The organism is Blautia sp. Marseille-P3201T (genome assembly GCF_900120295.1).
Taxonomy (GTDB): domain Bacteria; phylum Bacillota; class Clostridia; order Lachnospirales; family Lachnospiraceae; genus Blautia.
In genome coordinates, this window is record NZ_LT635465.1 from 163,329 (window position 1) to 180,637 (window position 17,309).

The window sequence follows — 17,309 nt, forward strand, 5'->3', positions numbered from 1 at the left end:
TCCTTTTCTAAAAGGATACTGTATGCATAGCAGCATCATTGGTCAAAGGGCTTCTGTTCTTATAATCAAACAGCACAGGATAAATTCCCTTTTCCTCTTTTCCTTCCAGAACATTATAAGAAAACACTTCCAAGTGTGTCATCTTTTCTAACTGCTTTGGCTGATATCCTGTATAATCCTTTAAAAATTCAGGTGTTTCTGTTTCCTTCACATAAAAATCCTGTATTTTCTCTTTATAAGGCTTTCTTTCTGCTGCCCACACCGGTCTTGTTTTTAAATTTTCTCTGGCATAGAGATCTAAAATCATCAATTCCTGAAAATAAAATAAATTTCCAATTTTCTGTTCCTTTAAAAACTCTATTAAAATTTCATACCTCTTTATTCTGGAATGAGAAAAGCTTGAATACCCTTTCCGCTCATAAAAATCTGCCATAGCTTCATACATAGCAAATGCATCGGAAAAATACTCTTCCATAGCTTTCATAGTATGACTGAATTGTCCACTGTTATAGTAAACTTCGACCATATCTTCAATTCCTTTTAGCCTGCATATTTCTCCGTAAGAAAGCCATTTGGTTTTCAATACCTCGTAAGGTTCTTTCCCTTTACATACACATTCATAATCTTTGGTCTTCTCCTGCATATAAGAGCCCTTTAACAATTTCAAAAAACCAAGCTGCAACTGCTGTGGTTTTAAAGCATACACATCGCAGAAAGATTTTCGAAAACTTTCATATCCCTCATAAGGCAGTCCCGCAATCAAATCCAAATGCTGATGTACATTTTGCCCTTTCTGAACCAGCTTTACCTTTTCTGAAATTTTCTCAAAACTGGTTTTTCTTCTGATTTCCTGAATTGTCTGTGGATTGGTGGACTGAACACCGATTTCCAGCTGAATAAGACCCGGCCTCATTTCCCCAATAAGCTGAATTTCATCATCTGTAAGTAAGTCTGCTGCAATCTCAAAATGAAAATTCGTTATACCATTATCATGTTCATGAATATATCTCCAGATTTCAAGAGCATGCTCTTTTTTACAGTTAAAAGTTCTATCCACAAACTTCACTTGGGGAACTTTCTTATCAAGAAAGAACTGTAGCTCCTCCCTGACCAGTGAAAGGCTGCGAAAACGTAGTTTTTTATCAATAGAAGATAAGCAATAGCTACAGGAAAAAGGACATCCCCTGCTGCTCTCATAATAAATAATTTTATGCTCAAAAAGTGAAATATTCTTGTAGGGAAACACCAACTTATCCATATCCATAATTTCACGGAAAGAATTCTTTAAAATAGTCCCATCTTCTCTATATACAATCCCCTTAATATCTGACAAAGCTGTTTTATTTTCTTCGTCTGCATAATGCTTCACCAGCTCCAGAAATGTCTCCTCTCCTTCACCACACATTACCCCTGTAACTTCAGACATTTCCTTTAAAAAGTTTTCTGCATCATAAGAAACTTCAGGACCTCCCGCCCAGATAATTGTCTTTGGCAAAATTTTCTTCAAATCGCAAATCAGCTCTTTTACAAAAGAAATATTCCATATATAACAAGAAAAACATAAAACATCTGGTTGTTTCTTATAAATACTCTTTAAAATCTCATCTTTTTGTTGGTTAATAGTATATTCTCCTATTTCCACATAATTTTCATACTCCTGACAATAGGATTTCATACTGTACACTGCTAAATTTGAGTGTATATATTTTGCGTTTACCGCTGCTAAAAAAATTTTTGTCATTTCTTTTGCTCCTTCTAAAAAAGGAGAGCGCCACAGCTCTCTCCTTTTATTTCTTATCTTTTATTCTTATATATCGAGACTGCTCTTTTTCCATTTCCTCATCATACTCTTCTAGCTGCTTCATTAAATCACTTTCTACAAAATCATTACTTTCATCCTTTTGATTTTTTTCGCTAAAGGTCATTTTTAAAAGAATTGGTGAAATAATTGTAGTAATTACTACCACGATTACAATAGGTCCCATTAAATCAGCAGAAATAAGTCCAATCGCATTTCCCTTTGCCGCCACAATCAATGCAACTTCTCCTCTGGAAACCATACCCGCACCAATACGCACACAGTCCTTCGTACTATACCGGCAAAATTTTGCACCTGCGCCGCATCCAATTATCTTAGTAAGAACTGCAATCACAACCAATGCCACGGCAAACCAGATAATCATAGGGCTCATACTTGGAAGTTCTACCTGTAACCCAATATTTGCAAAAAATACAGGTGATAAAAAGATATAGGATAAAATTCCAAATCGTCTTGCAATGTAAGTCGTATGGGTTGTTTTTGTAATAATCAAACCTGCAAAGAAAGCCCCTGTAATATCTGCCACACCAAAGAATTCCTCTGCACAATAAGAAAATAACAGACAGATTACAAATGCTAATATAACAAAACGCTGCAGATCTCTTTCGTATCCTTTTACCCATTTCTGGAACAGAACATGGAGCAGATAACCACCCACACCTACAAAGATAAAGAAACCAATAATTTTAATAAAGACCATAACAACGTTTACAGATGAGTCTGCAAGACTGGTAATAACTGTCAATGCCACAATACCTAAAATATCATCGATGATTGCTGCACCCAGAATGGCATTTCCTGCTTTTGTATTTAATTTTCCCATTTCTTTTAAAGTTTCAACGGAAATACTTACAGATGTAGCTGTCAAAATAACACCAATAAACACATTCTGCAAGATTACATTTACATTAGCTGCCGGCTCCAGCATACCCGGTCTGTTAAAATAAGCCGCTACTGCAAAACCACCCAGCAATGGAATAATAACACCCATCAACGCAATAATAAAAGATGCTTTTCCACTTTTCTTTAATTCATCAATATCTGTTTCCAAACCTGCGCAAAACATTAACACAATAACACCGATTTCAGAAATCTGATAAATAAAGTCCGTCTGATGCAGTATACCTATACACGCCGGTCCCAAAATTAAGCCTGCTAAAAGAGCTCCAACTACCTGAGGTAACTTTACTCTTCTTGTAATAAGACCAAATACTTTTGTGCTCAGCAGAATGAGCGCTAAATCCAGCAAATATCCATACGATTCCATACTTTTTATCCCTCTGTTTTTCTAAATTTTTTGTAAAATCAAAAAATATGGTATCACAATTTTTTCTAAAATGAAATAAAATGTTTTACAAATCAGCTGAAAAGATACAAAAAAGAAGACATTCATCAAATCCGGCCTCAAAAACCACTTCATGATATCTTCTCTTTTGTAAAAAACGTTATGAACTATTTACTTTTATAGATTTTACATGGATTTACGTTCTGCAATTTCAGCCATCTTCGCTGTATTCAAACGCGTATCTCCATGGACACGGCTGTAAGACAGGTAGCCATTCATTCTGTCAATCTTTGTCAGGTTTTTAGATCCACATACCGGACACACGTCCATTTCTAATTCCTCATGTCCGCAATCATCACAATATGCAAGAGAGAGGTTTACTCCTTCATAATATCCTAAATCCATAGCACGCCTTACTAAAGCGCGAATTGCATCTACATTATAACCAATAGGATAACGTACATACTGTATTTTTCCACCATTGCAAAGTTCCCAAAATCTGCCTTCGCAGTCCTGCTTTTCAATCGGTGTAATATCTTCTGTTACATGACAATGAAAACTGTTACTTACATATGGTCTGTCAGAAACACCTTCCACAATACCATATTTCTTTCTGAACTGCTCTACCTGAAGTCCGCAAAGACTCTCTGCCGGTGTTCCGTAAATCGCATACAGATTACCATCTTCTTTTTTATACTGCTCTACTTTTTTGTTAATATATTGAAGCACTTCCAATGCGAACTTTCCGTCTTCACGAATAGATTTGCCATTATACAGCTCCTGAAGTTCATTTAAGGCAGTAATACCAAAAGATGCTGTCATAGGTTTTAATAATGGTTTAATCTTATCAGAAGGTTTTAAATTACCGCCGTAAAAACCGCCTTCACAATATGCAAGAGGATTGGTAGAAGCTTTCATTTCTCCTAAATAATCATAAGTACGAATGTGAAGATTACGGATCATTTCCAGATAGAAATCCAGAACTTCATAAAAATCTTTATCCTCTGAACGTGCCTTTGCTAAAATCATAGGAAGATGGAGACTTACAGCGCCAACATTAAATCTTCCTACAAATACAGGAACGTCATTTTCATCTGCCGGTGTCATGCCGCCTCTTTCATACCAAGGGCTCAAAAACGCTCTGCATCCCATAGGGCTGATTACTTTTTTATATCTCTTATACATACTGGATATATAACCTTTTCCGCTTAAAGACAGCCAGTCCGGGTACATGGTCTTTGCTGAACAGGAAATTCCCGCTTCAAAAACATCTTCCCCTTCTTTTCCCTCTCCGTGGATATTTTCATCATATAAAAATACAATTTTCGGGAACAGCACCGGTTTTTTATGTCCTTCTTTCCCCTGTCCCTCTTTATGTACTTCTAAGAGAGAAATACTGCACATCTTCTCAAAGCGTTCCATTCCAAGTCCCAGTGTTACTGTTACAAAAGGATAATCCCCTCTGGAAGAACCAACTGTGTTTAATTTGTACTCAATCCCCTGCCATCCCTGATCAAAATCACGGCGGACTTTGTCCATTGCATACTGATGTGCTCTCTCTTTTGCAGGAGCCCAATCAGGATCTACATATTTCAAAAATTCCTCACAATATTTGTGATAGCTTTTTTCAGCATAAGGAGCAAGAATTTTATCTACTTCCGGTACAGTAAAACCACCATACTGCTGTGCTGCTGTACTTAAGATAATATCCCCCATAACGTCAAAAGCTGTATCCAGCGTCTTAGGCTCATTGTACCATACATTTCCCATTTCAAATCCGCCTCGCAGCACATTTGCCACGTCAAACAAACAACAATTCATGGTGTCAAGACGTGCAGATTGGTCATGAATATAAATATATCCGTCTTTACATGCCTGAAGCTCATTTCTCGTCATAAAGAACTTACGATACAGCTCTTTATTTAATTCATTAAAAATAAGACTTCTCTTCGTAGCAACCAGCGCACTGTCTGTATTTGCGTTACTCTTATCTCCTATATATCGAATAGACTGGCTTTTTGTATAAACCTCATCCATCATGTGAATGAAATCATGTTTGTAATTACGATAATCCCGATAGCTTTTTGCAACAGCAGGATTTACTTTCTCCAGAGCTCCTTCTACGATATTGTGCATATCCTGAATAGAAATTTCTTCCTTCTCTAAAGAATTCGCTTTTTCCTCTGCATATTCACAAAGGAACTCTATCTCGTCCTTTTTAAAATCATACATAATCCTGGATGCAGATTTATTCACTGCACGCACAATTTTCTGGATATTAAAATCCTCTTTTGTTCCATCTTTCTTAATTACATACATCATCACTTTCACCTCATAAACTTTTACAACACTATATCTGGTATTTCATAATATTTTTTTCTTTTGTTTTTACAACATTTTGTATTCCACAGTATATCACTTTTCTCTTTGGAAAGAAAGGGGAAATATTGCACAATTCTTTTTCTACCCTCTGTTTACCGCACCTTTGCCCACTTCCACTATGTAAAAATCTTCTTATCATTACAAAAAAACACCTGTTTTTGATATTATGGAAACTAAACTGGATTTTATATTATTGAAAGTACACAATTTTCTTTTTGTCAATAGCATTCGGCAAAAAAATAAGAGGTTTCCCTCTTATTTTTCATCGTGTTACATTATTCAACCATTTATAGGTCTTATATCGGTATATAGAAAATGGTATTTTAATAATTTCATCACTGCACAATAAAATATAAACCCACGGCATGGGAATTCCGATGACAAAGGCTCCCACTGCCGCTCCTAAAATAGAGCACAGCCACATAACACCCACATCCAAAATCAATCCAAATCTTGTATCTCCGCCGGCGCGGAACACCCCTACAATCAAAGTTGTATTAATAGACTGCCCCACTACATAATAAGACATTATGAACATCATAGCTCTCAAATAGCTTTTTGCCAAAGGCGTCAGGTTCAACACACTTTGCACAAACGGAGAAATCGCTAATATGAGCAGCCCACCGCCAATACCACATACAATGGCAATCTTAACAAATTTCTTTCCATATTCTCTTGCCAGCTCCTCTTTCTTCTCTCCAATTGCTTTTCCAATCATAATTGCCGTTGCACTGGAAATACCAAAGCCAATTACCATAGATAACTGTCTGCATACCTGCGCCACAGAATGAGCCGCCACTGCTGAACTTCCCAAATGTCCTACAATAGCAGAAATAGCTGCCATTCCTGCACCCCATGCAATTTCATTTAAAAGTACCGGAAATGCATAAGTAAAGAAATCCTTTGCAAGTGCTTTATCTTTGACAAACCAGTCTTTAAACCGTATCTTTACCACATGATTAATACGCACTGCATAAAAGACCACAATAACCACTTCAACAGCACGAGAACAAAGGGTTCCAAGAGCTGCCCCTGCTGCTCCCATAGCCGGAACTCCCAAAAGTCCGAAAATAAAAATTGCATTTAAAATAATATTTGCAGCCAAAGATGTTCCATAGACAATTGTTGCAATCACAACCTGCTCAATGCTTCGTATAATATTCAGATATACATTTGTAAATGCTGATAATACATAAGAAAATGCAACAATTTTCAAATAGCTGACTCCTGCTGCTATAACAGCTTCATCTGTTGTAAAAATTCGCATTAGCTGATACGGAAAGAAGAATGCCGCTGTTGCAAACACAATACCCGCCAAAATGGAAATCCGAAAAGACATTCCCATAACTTTTTCAATGGTTCTTGTATCATTCTTTCCCCAGTATTGCGCTGTAAGAACACAAGCCCCGGAAGTAAGCCCAAAATACAAAAGGGACAAAATAAAATAAATCTGATTTGCCAGAGATACTCCTGATAAAGCTGTTTCCCCCACTTTTCCCAGCATAATAACGTCTGTGGAAGTCACCCCTACATTAATCAGGTTCTGCACTGCCATAGGCGTAACCAGACGAAATACATGGGAATAAAATCTCTTATCCTCAAGACTCATCCTTTTTGTAAAAATCATTCTCTTTTCAATCCTTTTCTTAAATTTCTATTTCACCTTCAAACACAACTGCTGCAGGTCCTGTCATATACACAAGATTTGCTGCTCTGTCCCAGGAAATTTTCAAATCTCCTCCCAGAAGTCTCACAGTTACCTCATCTTCTGTATATCCGTTTAAAACGGACGCTACTGCCACAGCACAAGCTCCGGTTCCGCATGCCAGAGTTTCACCGCTTCCTCTTTCCCAGACACGCATTTCTACCGTTTTTCTGTCAACAACACGAACAAATTCTGTATTCACACTTTCCGGAAATGCAGCATGTTTCTCAAATTTAGGTCCAATTTCCTCCAGCAGCAGATTTTTCACATCCTCTACATATACCACAGCATGAGGATTTCCCATAGAAACTGCCGTAATCTCATAAATATCCTGTCCTACATTAAATGGCTGGCTGACTACTTTTTCCCCTTCATAAATCATAGGAATTGCTTTCGCCTCCAATACAGGAGCTCCCATATTTACGCGAACCAGTTTTACCTTTTTATTTTCCACTGTTAAATCCAGATACTTAATCCCGCTCTTTGTATCTACGGAAATGCGTGTTTTATCTGTAAGACCATAATCATACACATATTTCCCAACGCAGCGCATACCATTTCCGCACATCGCCCCCTGGCTTCCATCAGCATTGTACATCTCCATTTCAAAGTCCGCTTTTTCTGAAGGCTTAATTAAAATCAGACCATCCGAGCCAATCCCAAAATGCCTGTCACTAATCTTCTTTGATATCTCTGAAGGATTTTCTATATGCTCCTGAAAACAATTCACATAAACATAATCATTTCCAATTCCCTGCATCTTTGTAAATTTCATCTTTTTGTTCCTCCTTTTCATGCAATAACACGTATGTGAGCAATTATACCACAAAAAGGCTGTTGCATTAAGAGCATATCGAAAATATTTCTGCTTAATGCAACAGCCTCCATCTTACCTTTGAACCTGTATAAAATTATGCTTCTTCCTGAACAAATTCATCTTTTCCCAATCCGCAAACCGGGCATACCCAATCTTCTGGAAGGTCTTCAAATGCTGTTCCTGGTTCTATTCCGTTATCTGGATCTCCCAATTCCGGATCATACACATAACCACATGGTTCACATACATATTTCTGCATAATTATTGCCTCCTGTTAAACTTAGTTTTCATATTTTGATTAATTTTATACATATTTTGCTGCAAAGTCTATTTCGCCTTTGCTTTTTTCATTATAACACACTCTTTTGAAATATTCCAGAGTATTTTTGTATACTTTTGTATTTTTTAAAAAAGACTGTGCTGTTGCACAATTTTCTATGAAATTAAAAGAGCCTGCTCCGCAGGCGCCGGAACAGACTCTTCTCGCATGACATCCAATAGATGATTGCAATCTATTGTTTATATAAATTATGATGGGTGCCCTGATTATCCGAACATCCATAGCTCAATTTTATAAAATCTGAGCTGCAATAATTGCTGCAATCATTAATGGGATATTAAAGTGTAAGAATGTTGGTACACAAGTATCCCAAATATGGTCGTGCTGACCATCTGCATTCAGACCGGATGTAGGTCCAAGCGTTGTATCAGAAGCTGGTGAACCAGCATCGCCCAAAGCTGCTGCTGCAGACATCAGAACGATTGTAGCTGCCGGTGAAAATCCAACCTTATGACATAATGGAACGTATAATACTGCAAGTACAGGAACTGTACCGAAGGAAGTACCAATACCCATAGTAACCAGAAGACCGATTAATGTGATTACTGTAGCAGCAACCCATGTGTTGCCTTTCATTAAGTTTACAGAGCTGTTAACTAATTCTTCTACAGCACCTGTATCTTTTAATACCTGAGCAAATCCACCTGCTACTAACATAACAAATGCGATGAAGCCCATGAGTTTAATACCTTCCTGGAACTGTGCATCAATGTCTTTTGGTTTAATAGCGCCGAAAACAAAGATTACTAACAGACCTGCCAAAGCAGCTACCGGGAGAGATCCCCAAACAAACTGAGCAACTACTACAACTACCAATGCTGCTAATACTACCCAGTGTTCGTATTTCAGAGTTAAATCTCCAGTTTCTTTTACGCCTTCTAACTGAATATCTTTGTATTCACGAGGTTTTCTGTATGTAATGAATACAGCAATTGCAAGACCAATTAACATAGCAACTGCAAGAATCCAGTTTACTGCTGTGATGTCACCAACAGTTACATTCCAACCCCAGTCTTCTTTTACGTTCTGGTTAATGTTATCACGAATAATTGTCATGAAGATTAAACCAAATCCGAAAGGAATTGCAATGTATGGTGCTTTATGACCAAAAGCGATAGTACATGCAACACCACGTCTATCCAATTTCATCTTGTTCATAAGTGCCAGTAATGGTGGAACAAGAATTGGAATATACGCAATATGAATTGGAATTAAGTTCTGTGATAAGCAGGCAATAATCAATAATGTTAAAAGTAAAACCCACTTATTACCACCTACAACTTTTGCAATTTTCTTTGATAAAATCTCTGTGATACCTGTTGTTGCCATACAAGCTGCTAATGTTCCTAACAGAATGTAAGCAAGAGCTGTTTCACCGTTTCCGCCAAGACCGGCAAGTAAGGAGTCCTTAATAGCTCCAATACCCATACCGCCAACAAGACCTGCTACAAACAATGATACCAGCATGGATAAAAGTACGTTAATTTTCAGTAAGCAGAGTACACATAAAAGTACAACCGCGATTACTACAGGATTAAGCAAATTTTCCATAAAATAAACCTCCCTCTTTTTTTTGATAGTTACGGCTGGCAAAGGGGTCCCTCTCCAAACACAGCCGTAACGCACCCTCTTTAAATTTTATATTAGATTATCTTGTTTCGATTGCTGTGCCAATCGCTTCTTCTACTGCTTTGATTAAAGAACCATTTTCAATGATTTCTTCACAGTAGTTGATATCTCCGTACAATTCACGGTCATCGTCTAAAGTAGCAACCTGTTTACGAACTAAGTCATAAGCAGCCTGTGTACCTTTACCAAGACCTTTATTGCCTCTCATATCAATACCCTGACATGCAACCATCAATTCCATTGCAAGAACACGTCTTACGTTCTTAGCAATCTCTCCAGCTTTTCTAGCTGCAATTGTACCCATAGATACATGGTCTTCCTGACCTGCTGATGAAGGAATACTGTCAACTGAAGCAGGATGTGCCAATACTTTGTTTTCAGATACTAATGCTGCTGCTGAATACTGTACGATCATAAATCCTGAGCAAACACCGCCATGTGGTGTTAAGAATGCAGGTAAATCGCTGTATGCCGGATTTACCAGACGTTCAATACGTCTTTCAGAAACGTTTGCCAGTTCAGCTACGCCGATACCAAGGAAGTCAAAGCTAAGAGCCATTGGCTGACCGTGGAAGTTACCGCCTGAAATACCTGCACGGTCTTCCTTGAAGATAATCGGGTTATCTGTAACAGAATTGATTTCAATATTAACTTTATCTAATACGTAGTTAATTGCATCTTTACTTGCGCCGTGAATTTGAGGTGAACATCTTAAGGAATAAGCATCCTGTACACGGATTTCACCCTGACGTGTAGTATTTTTACTTCCTTCTAACAGTTTTAACAGGTTTCTGGCTGTTGCTAACTGTCCGGAATGTGGACGTACATCATGTACTCTGTGGTCTAATGCATCTACAACACCATTCTGTGCTTCAAAGCAGAGAGCATCAGCAATATCAGCTACTTTCAATAAGTTCAATGCATCATATAATGCAAGAGAACCTGCTGATGTCATAGCCTGTGTACCATTGTTTAATGCAAGACCTTCTTTTGCAGATAATTCAATAGTAGGAATACCTGCACGTTTCATAGCTTCTGCACCTGGAAGGAGTTCACCTTCATAATAAGCCATACCAAGACCTAACATAGGCAGAACCATGTGAGATAATGGAGCAAGGTCACCGGAAGCTCCCAGAGAACCTTTTTCAGGAATAAATGCTGTAACACCTTTGTTCAGCATATCCACCATTGTCTGTACTGTTTCTAATCTGATACCGGAAAATCCTTTTACAAGGTTATTAATTCTCAGAAGCATAATTCCTCTTGCAATGTCTTCTGAGAAAGGATTTCCTGCACCTACTGCATGAGTGATAATCAGATTTTTCTGAAGTGCTTTACACTGATCCTGAGAAATCACCACGTCACTGAATTTACCAAATCCAGTAGTAATTCCGTATACAACCTTTTCTTCCGCAACTAAGTCATCTACTACTTTTCTGGATTCGATGATGTTCTGCTTTGCTTCTTCTGCAAGTTCAATTTTTGCATGTCCTCTACAGATTGCAGCAATTTGTTCCAGTGTTAAGTCTTTACCAGTAATTATAATATTACTCATATCGCACCCTCTTTTCATCTTTATATTATATGTGAAATTATACATTATAGGTGTCAAAAAAGCGTCAATAAATGTCATTTTGCATAATCTCTTTTTAGACGATTTCCAAACCTGTTGTATTTATCTACATATCCTCTTCAAATTTCCGAAGTAATTCCATTGTTGTAGGGTTTTTTATTTTTTCAGATACCTGCTTGCTCTCCTTATAATAAGCTTCCGCTTCATCCTGACAGTTCTGCCGTTTTAAAAGCATTGCCATATAAATCTGAGCCCTTTCAAGTCCCCAGTAATATCCATGACGTTTCAGACAGGAAATTGCCTTTTCCAGATATTGCCGCGCTTCTTTATCTCTGTTCTGAAGGTATAAAAGCTGTCCCATCCCAGAATAAAACTGACCTAGTCCGTTTGTCACAACCTTTCCTTTTCCCATTTCAATTGCCCGTTCATAATATACGGCAGCTTTTTCCAAATCTCCCTGACAACGGCTTAAGTCTCCCAAATACCCCTGACAGGCAGCTATGCTCATATTAAAATGTTCTTTTCCTTTCCCACATTCCCGAAAGATTTTCATGGCTTCGATTAAGGTTTTTTCTGCTTTTATGTATTCGCCTTTATGGAGGAAGTAACATCCCAGCAGACGCATAAAGACACCACGCTCTTCTGTGACTTTTTCTTCCTTCTGAATATAACGAAGACCTTTTTGAACATACTCTTCCACTTCCACAAAATCTTCTACCTGAATACCATAGAAAATCATTTGTTTAAAATTATTAAGGAGCATCTTTTTTTCATCCAGCTCTTCCGCCAGCTGCATACTTTCCATAACGCACTGAATACCTGTATCGTATTCTCCCATGGCAATATTATAGCGCCCCTTCACATAATACATTTCCATCTTCATTTCCTGTGCCTGATGAGAGTTGTCCTCCAGACGAATAACCTCTTCTGCCAAAGCCAGCATTTCTTCAGCACCCTTCGTTACGCCATATTCGTCATCGCCATATTCCATCTCCCAATGAAGCACAGGAAAGTTTTCATTAATAATCGTATAGTATTCTTTCAGATATTTTATCTTATATTCATATGTCTTCACCTGATTATGGCATCTCTCATAGTGGTGAATGATCATTGGAAGACAGGCAAAATTTCTTTTTACTTCTGCCTGATTTTCATAATACTGGGCAAGCATCTGGTGATACATTCTCCTTTTCCCTACACTCTGATGCTCGTATAAATATTCACGGAATATTCTATGTACAAATTTATAATAAATATTCCATCCAACTAAAATTTCTTTAATTAAGCGGCGTTCCTGAAGCTTTTCTAAAATGCGAATAAGCGTCAGTCGATCCAGCTCCGGAAGAAGGAATTCCAGTTCTTCTATACTTATCTTCTCCGGAAACAGTGACATGCAGTACAGCACTTCCGTTTCTCTGTCAGGTAAGCCGGCAAGCCTTGCTTTTATAAGGTTTGTTGTCTTCGGGGACATCTCCAGAGTATATCCCTTTTCCTTAATTAAATTCATCAGCTCCATCAGGAAAAAGGCATTTCCATCTGTCATCTGATAAATGCTTTCTTTTTTCTTAAGTTCCTGATCAAGCTGAGGTAAATGACGATGAAGAAGTTCGTTGGTTTCCTCTCTGGTAAAGGAATGCAGATTAATTACCTGAAGGCAGTCATTTTTTACCAGTTTTTCCAAAGCTTCCATAATCTCTGTATCATTATCCTGATTAAAAGTACACATAAGTAATATCTTATCTGTACCTATAGTAAGCAGAATACGATTTAAAAGTTGAAAACTCATTTTATCCAGCCACTGAATGTCGTCAAAAAACAATACCACTTTATGATTTTCTGCAATTCTGCGGAACATTTCCAAAACAGACTGCTCTAAAATCTGATAAGTCAGTCTACCCATTTTGCCCTCACCTTCTGTGAGAACGCCTTTCAAAATCCGCTTTATCTGGCCTTTTTCGTCTTCAACAATTTCTTTTTCCAGAATTCCGTTTTCCATGCACTGCTCAATTTCCCAGAAAATATCATTCCATGGTCGAAGGAAAAAATCAGCCTCATCCCGATAGCAGGCAGCATTTAGTGGTATCATTTGATAGCCTCTCACCATCTGTCTTGCCTTATCTAAAAGAGCTGACTTACCTACACCTTCTTCTCCACTAATAGCAACACATTGAGGATGTCCCCATCTTCCCGCTCCTACAATACACTCACTAATACGATAAATTTCTTCTGTTCTTCCCATAAAAGGCAGGTTCCAGTTCCCATTGTCAGCAGCTACATTTCCCTTTACATTAAAAATCCTGTGAAACAGCTCTGTAATCTCACCGGAAGGCTCTACCCCCAACTCTTCATCCAAAACCTTTTCCAAATCATAATATAACTTAATTGCCATATTATAATTTCCACTGGAAGCGTAGATTTCCATAATTTCCTGATATAATTTTTCATTATAAGAGTCGTGTTTCAAAAGAATATTGCTGTATTTTTGTATCTGGGCCATATCCTTTACAGCATTGGCATCATGAAGACGTTTTCTGGCACACTTTAAAAAGGACTGGTCATATTGGTCCTGCATGGACTCTATCCACTCCTCAAATTCATAACTGTTCTTAATATGAAAGTGTGACAAAAAGCCTTCTGCTTCATACTCTAAAATATTCTCTTCTGTGATAAAATCCCAGTCAATTTCCGGCATACATTCCGGGTTTAAGGAAATGCTGGTATGTCCTGCTGTAACCAGAATTTCTTTTCCCAATAATTTCTTTATCTGATAAACTGCTTCTCGCAGATTTTTTCGTCCCACATTTTCATTATCCGCACCCCAGAGAACATAAATAATTTCTTCCCTTGTTGCGTTCTTTTTCACACATAAATAATAGAAAAAGCCTTCTGCCTTTTTGTATGGAAAATTTATTCTTTCTCCATCTACTTCTACATACGGTCTTCCTAAAAGATGCACATTAATTTTGCTCAAATTCTATCCCTCACATTCTATATTTCTTAAGTATACTAAGGTCTTTCCTTAATGTCAACTAAGTGGCACAGTTCCCAGTGTTTCTCTCTTTTGGTTCTTTTTGCATTTCTTTTTAATACAATAGAAATAAACAGATTTTAAGGAGTTCCAGATTGTTTAAACGCTTTTTTAATACTCTGCTTTTGTTGGCATTTGCCGGACTTCTGGTTTTTTCTGCCACCTCCATACTCCCTGACATTATTTCCGTAAGTAACACGGTAGGAGGCAAGGAGCTGCCTATCTATTGTGTAGAAACAGAAAAGCCGCAAATCTCCATCAGTTTTGATGCTGCCTGGGGAAATGAAGACACCCAAACTATTCTGGATATTCTCGCAAGTCACGATGTAAAAGCAACTTTTTTTATGACTGGTGGATGGGTAGAAAGTTACCCCGAAGATGTGAAAAAAATTTACGAAGCAGGCCACGATTTAGGCAATCACAGTGAAAATCACAAGCACATGACTCAGCTAAGCGATGAAGAAAAGACAAAAGAATTGATGACTGTGCATAACAAGGTAAAAGACCTGACCGGATTTGACATGTTTTTATTCCGCCCTCCTTACGGAGATTACGACAATCAGGTTATCAGAAATGCAAAAGAAAATAATTACTATCCTATTCAATGGAATGTTGACTCTCTTGATTGGAAAGACTATGGCGCTGAAGATATTGTAAGACGTGTGACAGAACACAAAGCTCTTGGAAACGGCAGCATCATTCTATGTCACAATGGTGCCAAATACACAAAAGATGCTCTTGATACCTTAATTACTACATTACAGGATAAAGGATATGAATTTGTACCGATTTCTCAGCTAATCTATAAAGACAATTACCACTTAAACCATGAGGGACGGCAAATTCCGGATAAGAAAGATTTCGCAACAGCGCAATTTCCTATGAAATAAATAGTGTGCGGTTTTGACCATGTAAATGGCTGAAACCGCACACTACTCCTAACCACCTCATTTTTTTATTGGAAAACTGTCCCTCAAGCACAGCGCTCCATATCCAATCCGATTATTCGGATACTCCCCACCTAAAAGTGGTCTTGCTCCTCTTCTCAAATATGCCTTTACTTTTTCGCCATACAAAAAAGGATCATTCCCTTTCACAATTCCCCATTCCATCATAAGTGCCGCAGCGCCAGTAACAAAAGGGGCTGCAAAAGATGTTCCTGTTCTGTTGTCATATCCTCCTCCCACTGCTGTTGTACGAATATCCACTCCGGGCGCAGCCAAATCCGGTTTTACTGCATTTACCACTCTTGTATAACCTCTTCCCGAAAAATCCGCATAAGACATATATCTGGAATTGTATGCTCCCACTGAAATCACTCTGCCTGCCGTGGAAGGAATTGTCAGCGTTGTTTCCGGAGTGGGAAACGAAAACCTTGTTCCCTCATTTAAAACACCGCCTCCAGGAAGCCATAAATCATAAGAACCATCCACAACTTTTGAAGGTATTAATTGAATTTTCCACACACCGCTGTCAATATACTGATTTGTAGGAAGTATATCAATATAAATCTCCTGAGAAATACTGTATGGACTTGGTTCTCCATAATACACCAACAATTCCGTGTTTTGAATAGAAAACCGCTGAGGTCCTAATATCTGTTTAAAAGGCCCCACCACTTCACCATTGGGGTGTATCAGTGTAAATGCCATATCATCCACATACTGCTTCCAAATCTGTACACTCATTCCAGTTTCATATTCGCTGATATAAAGAGAAATCTCTTCTGTCTTTCCTTCCAGCAGCTGTCCGGAAGTATGAATGGCTGCACTGCCTTCATTCCCCATTCCTACACAGATTACATTTTTTCCCGACAATGCTGCATTGTCCAAATAAGTTTCTATCAGGGACTCCCCACTATGAGAACCATAATTATTTCCAAAACTAAGATTTAAAGCCAGCGGCATCTGAAAAGCAATAGCCTGACGAATAGCATAATCAATTCCCTGCATCAGCTCTGTAGTCCTTGGGAATCCATCTGCCAGAGGTATACCAAGCTTCACAACCAGCAAATCACTTTTATAAGCCACACCCCTGTAAACACCTTGGGATGCTGCTCCATTCCCAGCTGCAATTCCCATTACCCCCGTCCCATGCCCGCTTAAATCCCGGCTTGGAACAATTTTCTCCATTTCTCTTTTGCTGTTGGTTCTTAGCGCTGCATCAATCTCTTCCTTTGTATATTCCGTTCCCAGAAAATAACCTTTTGGTGGATTTCCCTCTATGGTTTGATCCCACAAACGTAAAATTCTGGTACTGCCATCAGGATTACGAAAATCAGGATGGCTATAATCAATCCCTGAGTCAATACAAGCCACCAAGACGCCTTCCCCTGTCAGAGGTTCTCCTAAAGGCGAAAACTCACTTTGTACTGCTGTCATGCAGGAAGCGCTTCTGCCTTGATTTACTGCAAAAAATAAACGCTTTGGTTTCTCTACAAATTCTATCTGTGGATTTCGTGATAATTCCTCTATTCTACTTTCCGGAATGCGTATAATGGCAAATTGATTTAAAAGTTCTACTTTGGGAATATCTTCTCCTAAAACTATCCCCAAATCACCGGAATATTTTATAATCAGCTCCCAGTTATTTTCTTCCACATTATATCCTACATTTAACTGTGGTGACTTTTCCCGCTCTTCCTGTGTAGCGCTTAAAGCTAAGTTCAAAAGATTTTCTAATTTCTGATCCTGCATATTCCATCCTCCCTTCTTCATCTTACGCTTTGCAG

The 17,309-nt window shown here is 38.2% G+C and carries 11 protein-coding genes; 1 reads left to right on the forward strand and 10 read right to left on the reverse strand.

What is annotated here, in order from left to right; genetic code table 11:
* Positions 1-7 precede the first annotated feature (7 nt).
* The 9 genes from BQ7352_RS01325 to BQ7352_RS01370 all read right to left on the reverse strand — a co-directional run bounded on the left by BQ7352_RS01325 (position 8) and on the right by BQ7352_RS01370 (position 14,521).
* Positions 8-1,741: a B12-binding domain-containing radical SAM protein gene (locus BQ7352_RS01325; RefSeq protein ID WP_072446301.1), complete on the reverse strand. Its 1,734-nt coding sequence runs from the start codon at positions 1,739-1,741 to the stop codon at positions 8-10.
* Positions 1,742-1,787: 46 nt separating this feature from the next.
* On the reverse strand, positions 1,788-3,086 hold the full coding sequence (locus BQ7352_RS01330) for a cation:proton antiporter (protein ID WP_072446302.1): 1,299 nt from the start codon (positions 3,084-3,086) through the stop codon (positions 1,788-1,790).
* A 204-nt stretch (positions 3,087-3,290) separates the two neighbouring features.
* Positions 3,291-5,426: an anaerobic ribonucleoside-triphosphate reductase gene (gene nrdD / locus BQ7352_RS01335; RefSeq protein ID WP_072446304.1), complete on the reverse strand. Its 2,136-nt coding sequence runs from the start codon at positions 5,424-5,426 to the stop codon at positions 3,291-3,293.
* 322 nt (positions 5,427-5,748) lie between these two features.
* Positions 5,749-7,113 (reverse strand): MATE family efflux transporter, encoded by a 1,365-nt coding sequence (locus BQ7352_RS01340; RefSeq protein WP_072446307.1) that lies wholly within the window; start codon positions 7,111-7,113, stop codon positions 5,749-5,751.
* Positions 7,114-7,132: 19 nt separating this feature from the next.
* Positions 7,133-7,966: a diaminopimelate epimerase gene (dapF, locus tag BQ7352_RS01345; protein ID WP_072446309.1), complete on the reverse strand. Its 834-nt coding sequence runs from the start codon at positions 7,964-7,966 to the stop codon at positions 7,133-7,135.
* Between the two features lie 136 nt (positions 7,967-8,102).
* Positions 8,103-8,267, reverse strand: coding sequence for a rubredoxin (rd, locus tag BQ7352_RS01350; RefSeq protein ID WP_072446311.1), 165 nt, complete (start codon positions 8,265-8,267; stop codon positions 8,103-8,105).
* A gap of 312 nt (positions 8,268-8,579) precedes the next feature.
* Positions 8,580-9,899 carry a Na+/H+ antiporter family protein gene (locus BQ7352_RS01360; RefSeq protein WP_072446315.1) on the reverse strand — a complete coding sequence of 440 codons (1,320 nt, stop codon included), beginning with the start codon at positions 9,897-9,899 and terminating at the stop codon, positions 8,580-8,582.
* A 97-nt stretch (positions 9,900-9,996) separates the two neighbouring features.
* Positions 9,997-11,532, reverse strand: a complete 1,536-nt coding sequence (gene hutH / locus BQ7352_RS01365; RefSeq protein ID WP_072446317.1) for a histidine ammonia-lyase — start codon at positions 11,530-11,532, stop codon at positions 9,997-9,999.
* Between the two features lie 124 nt (positions 11,533-11,656).
* The gene (locus tag BQ7352_RS01370) at positions 11,657-14,521 is read right to left on the reverse strand and encodes a BTAD domain-containing putative transcriptional regulator (protein WP_072446319.1); all 2,865 of its coding nucleotides are present in this window, start codon (positions 14,519-14,521) and stop codon (positions 11,657-11,659) included.
* Positions 14,522-14,673: 152 nt separating this feature from the next.
* On the opposite strand from BQ7352_RS01370, the gene BQ7352_RS01375 reads away from it, so the two are divergent.
* The gene (locus BQ7352_RS01375) at positions 14,674-15,468 is read left to right on the forward strand and encodes a polysaccharide deacetylase family protein (RefSeq protein WP_072446321.1); all 795 of its coding nucleotides are present in this window, start codon (positions 14,674-14,676) and stop codon (positions 15,466-15,468) included.
* A gap of 57 nt (positions 15,469-15,525) precedes the next feature.
* On the opposite strand, the gene BQ7352_RS01380 is transcribed toward BQ7352_RS01375, so the two are convergent.
* Positions 15,526-17,274, reverse strand: a complete 1,749-nt coding sequence (locus BQ7352_RS01380) for a S8 family peptidase (protein WP_072446324.1) — start codon at positions 17,272-17,274, stop codon at positions 15,526-15,528.
* Between the last annotated feature and the right edge of the window lie 35 nt (positions 17,275-17,309).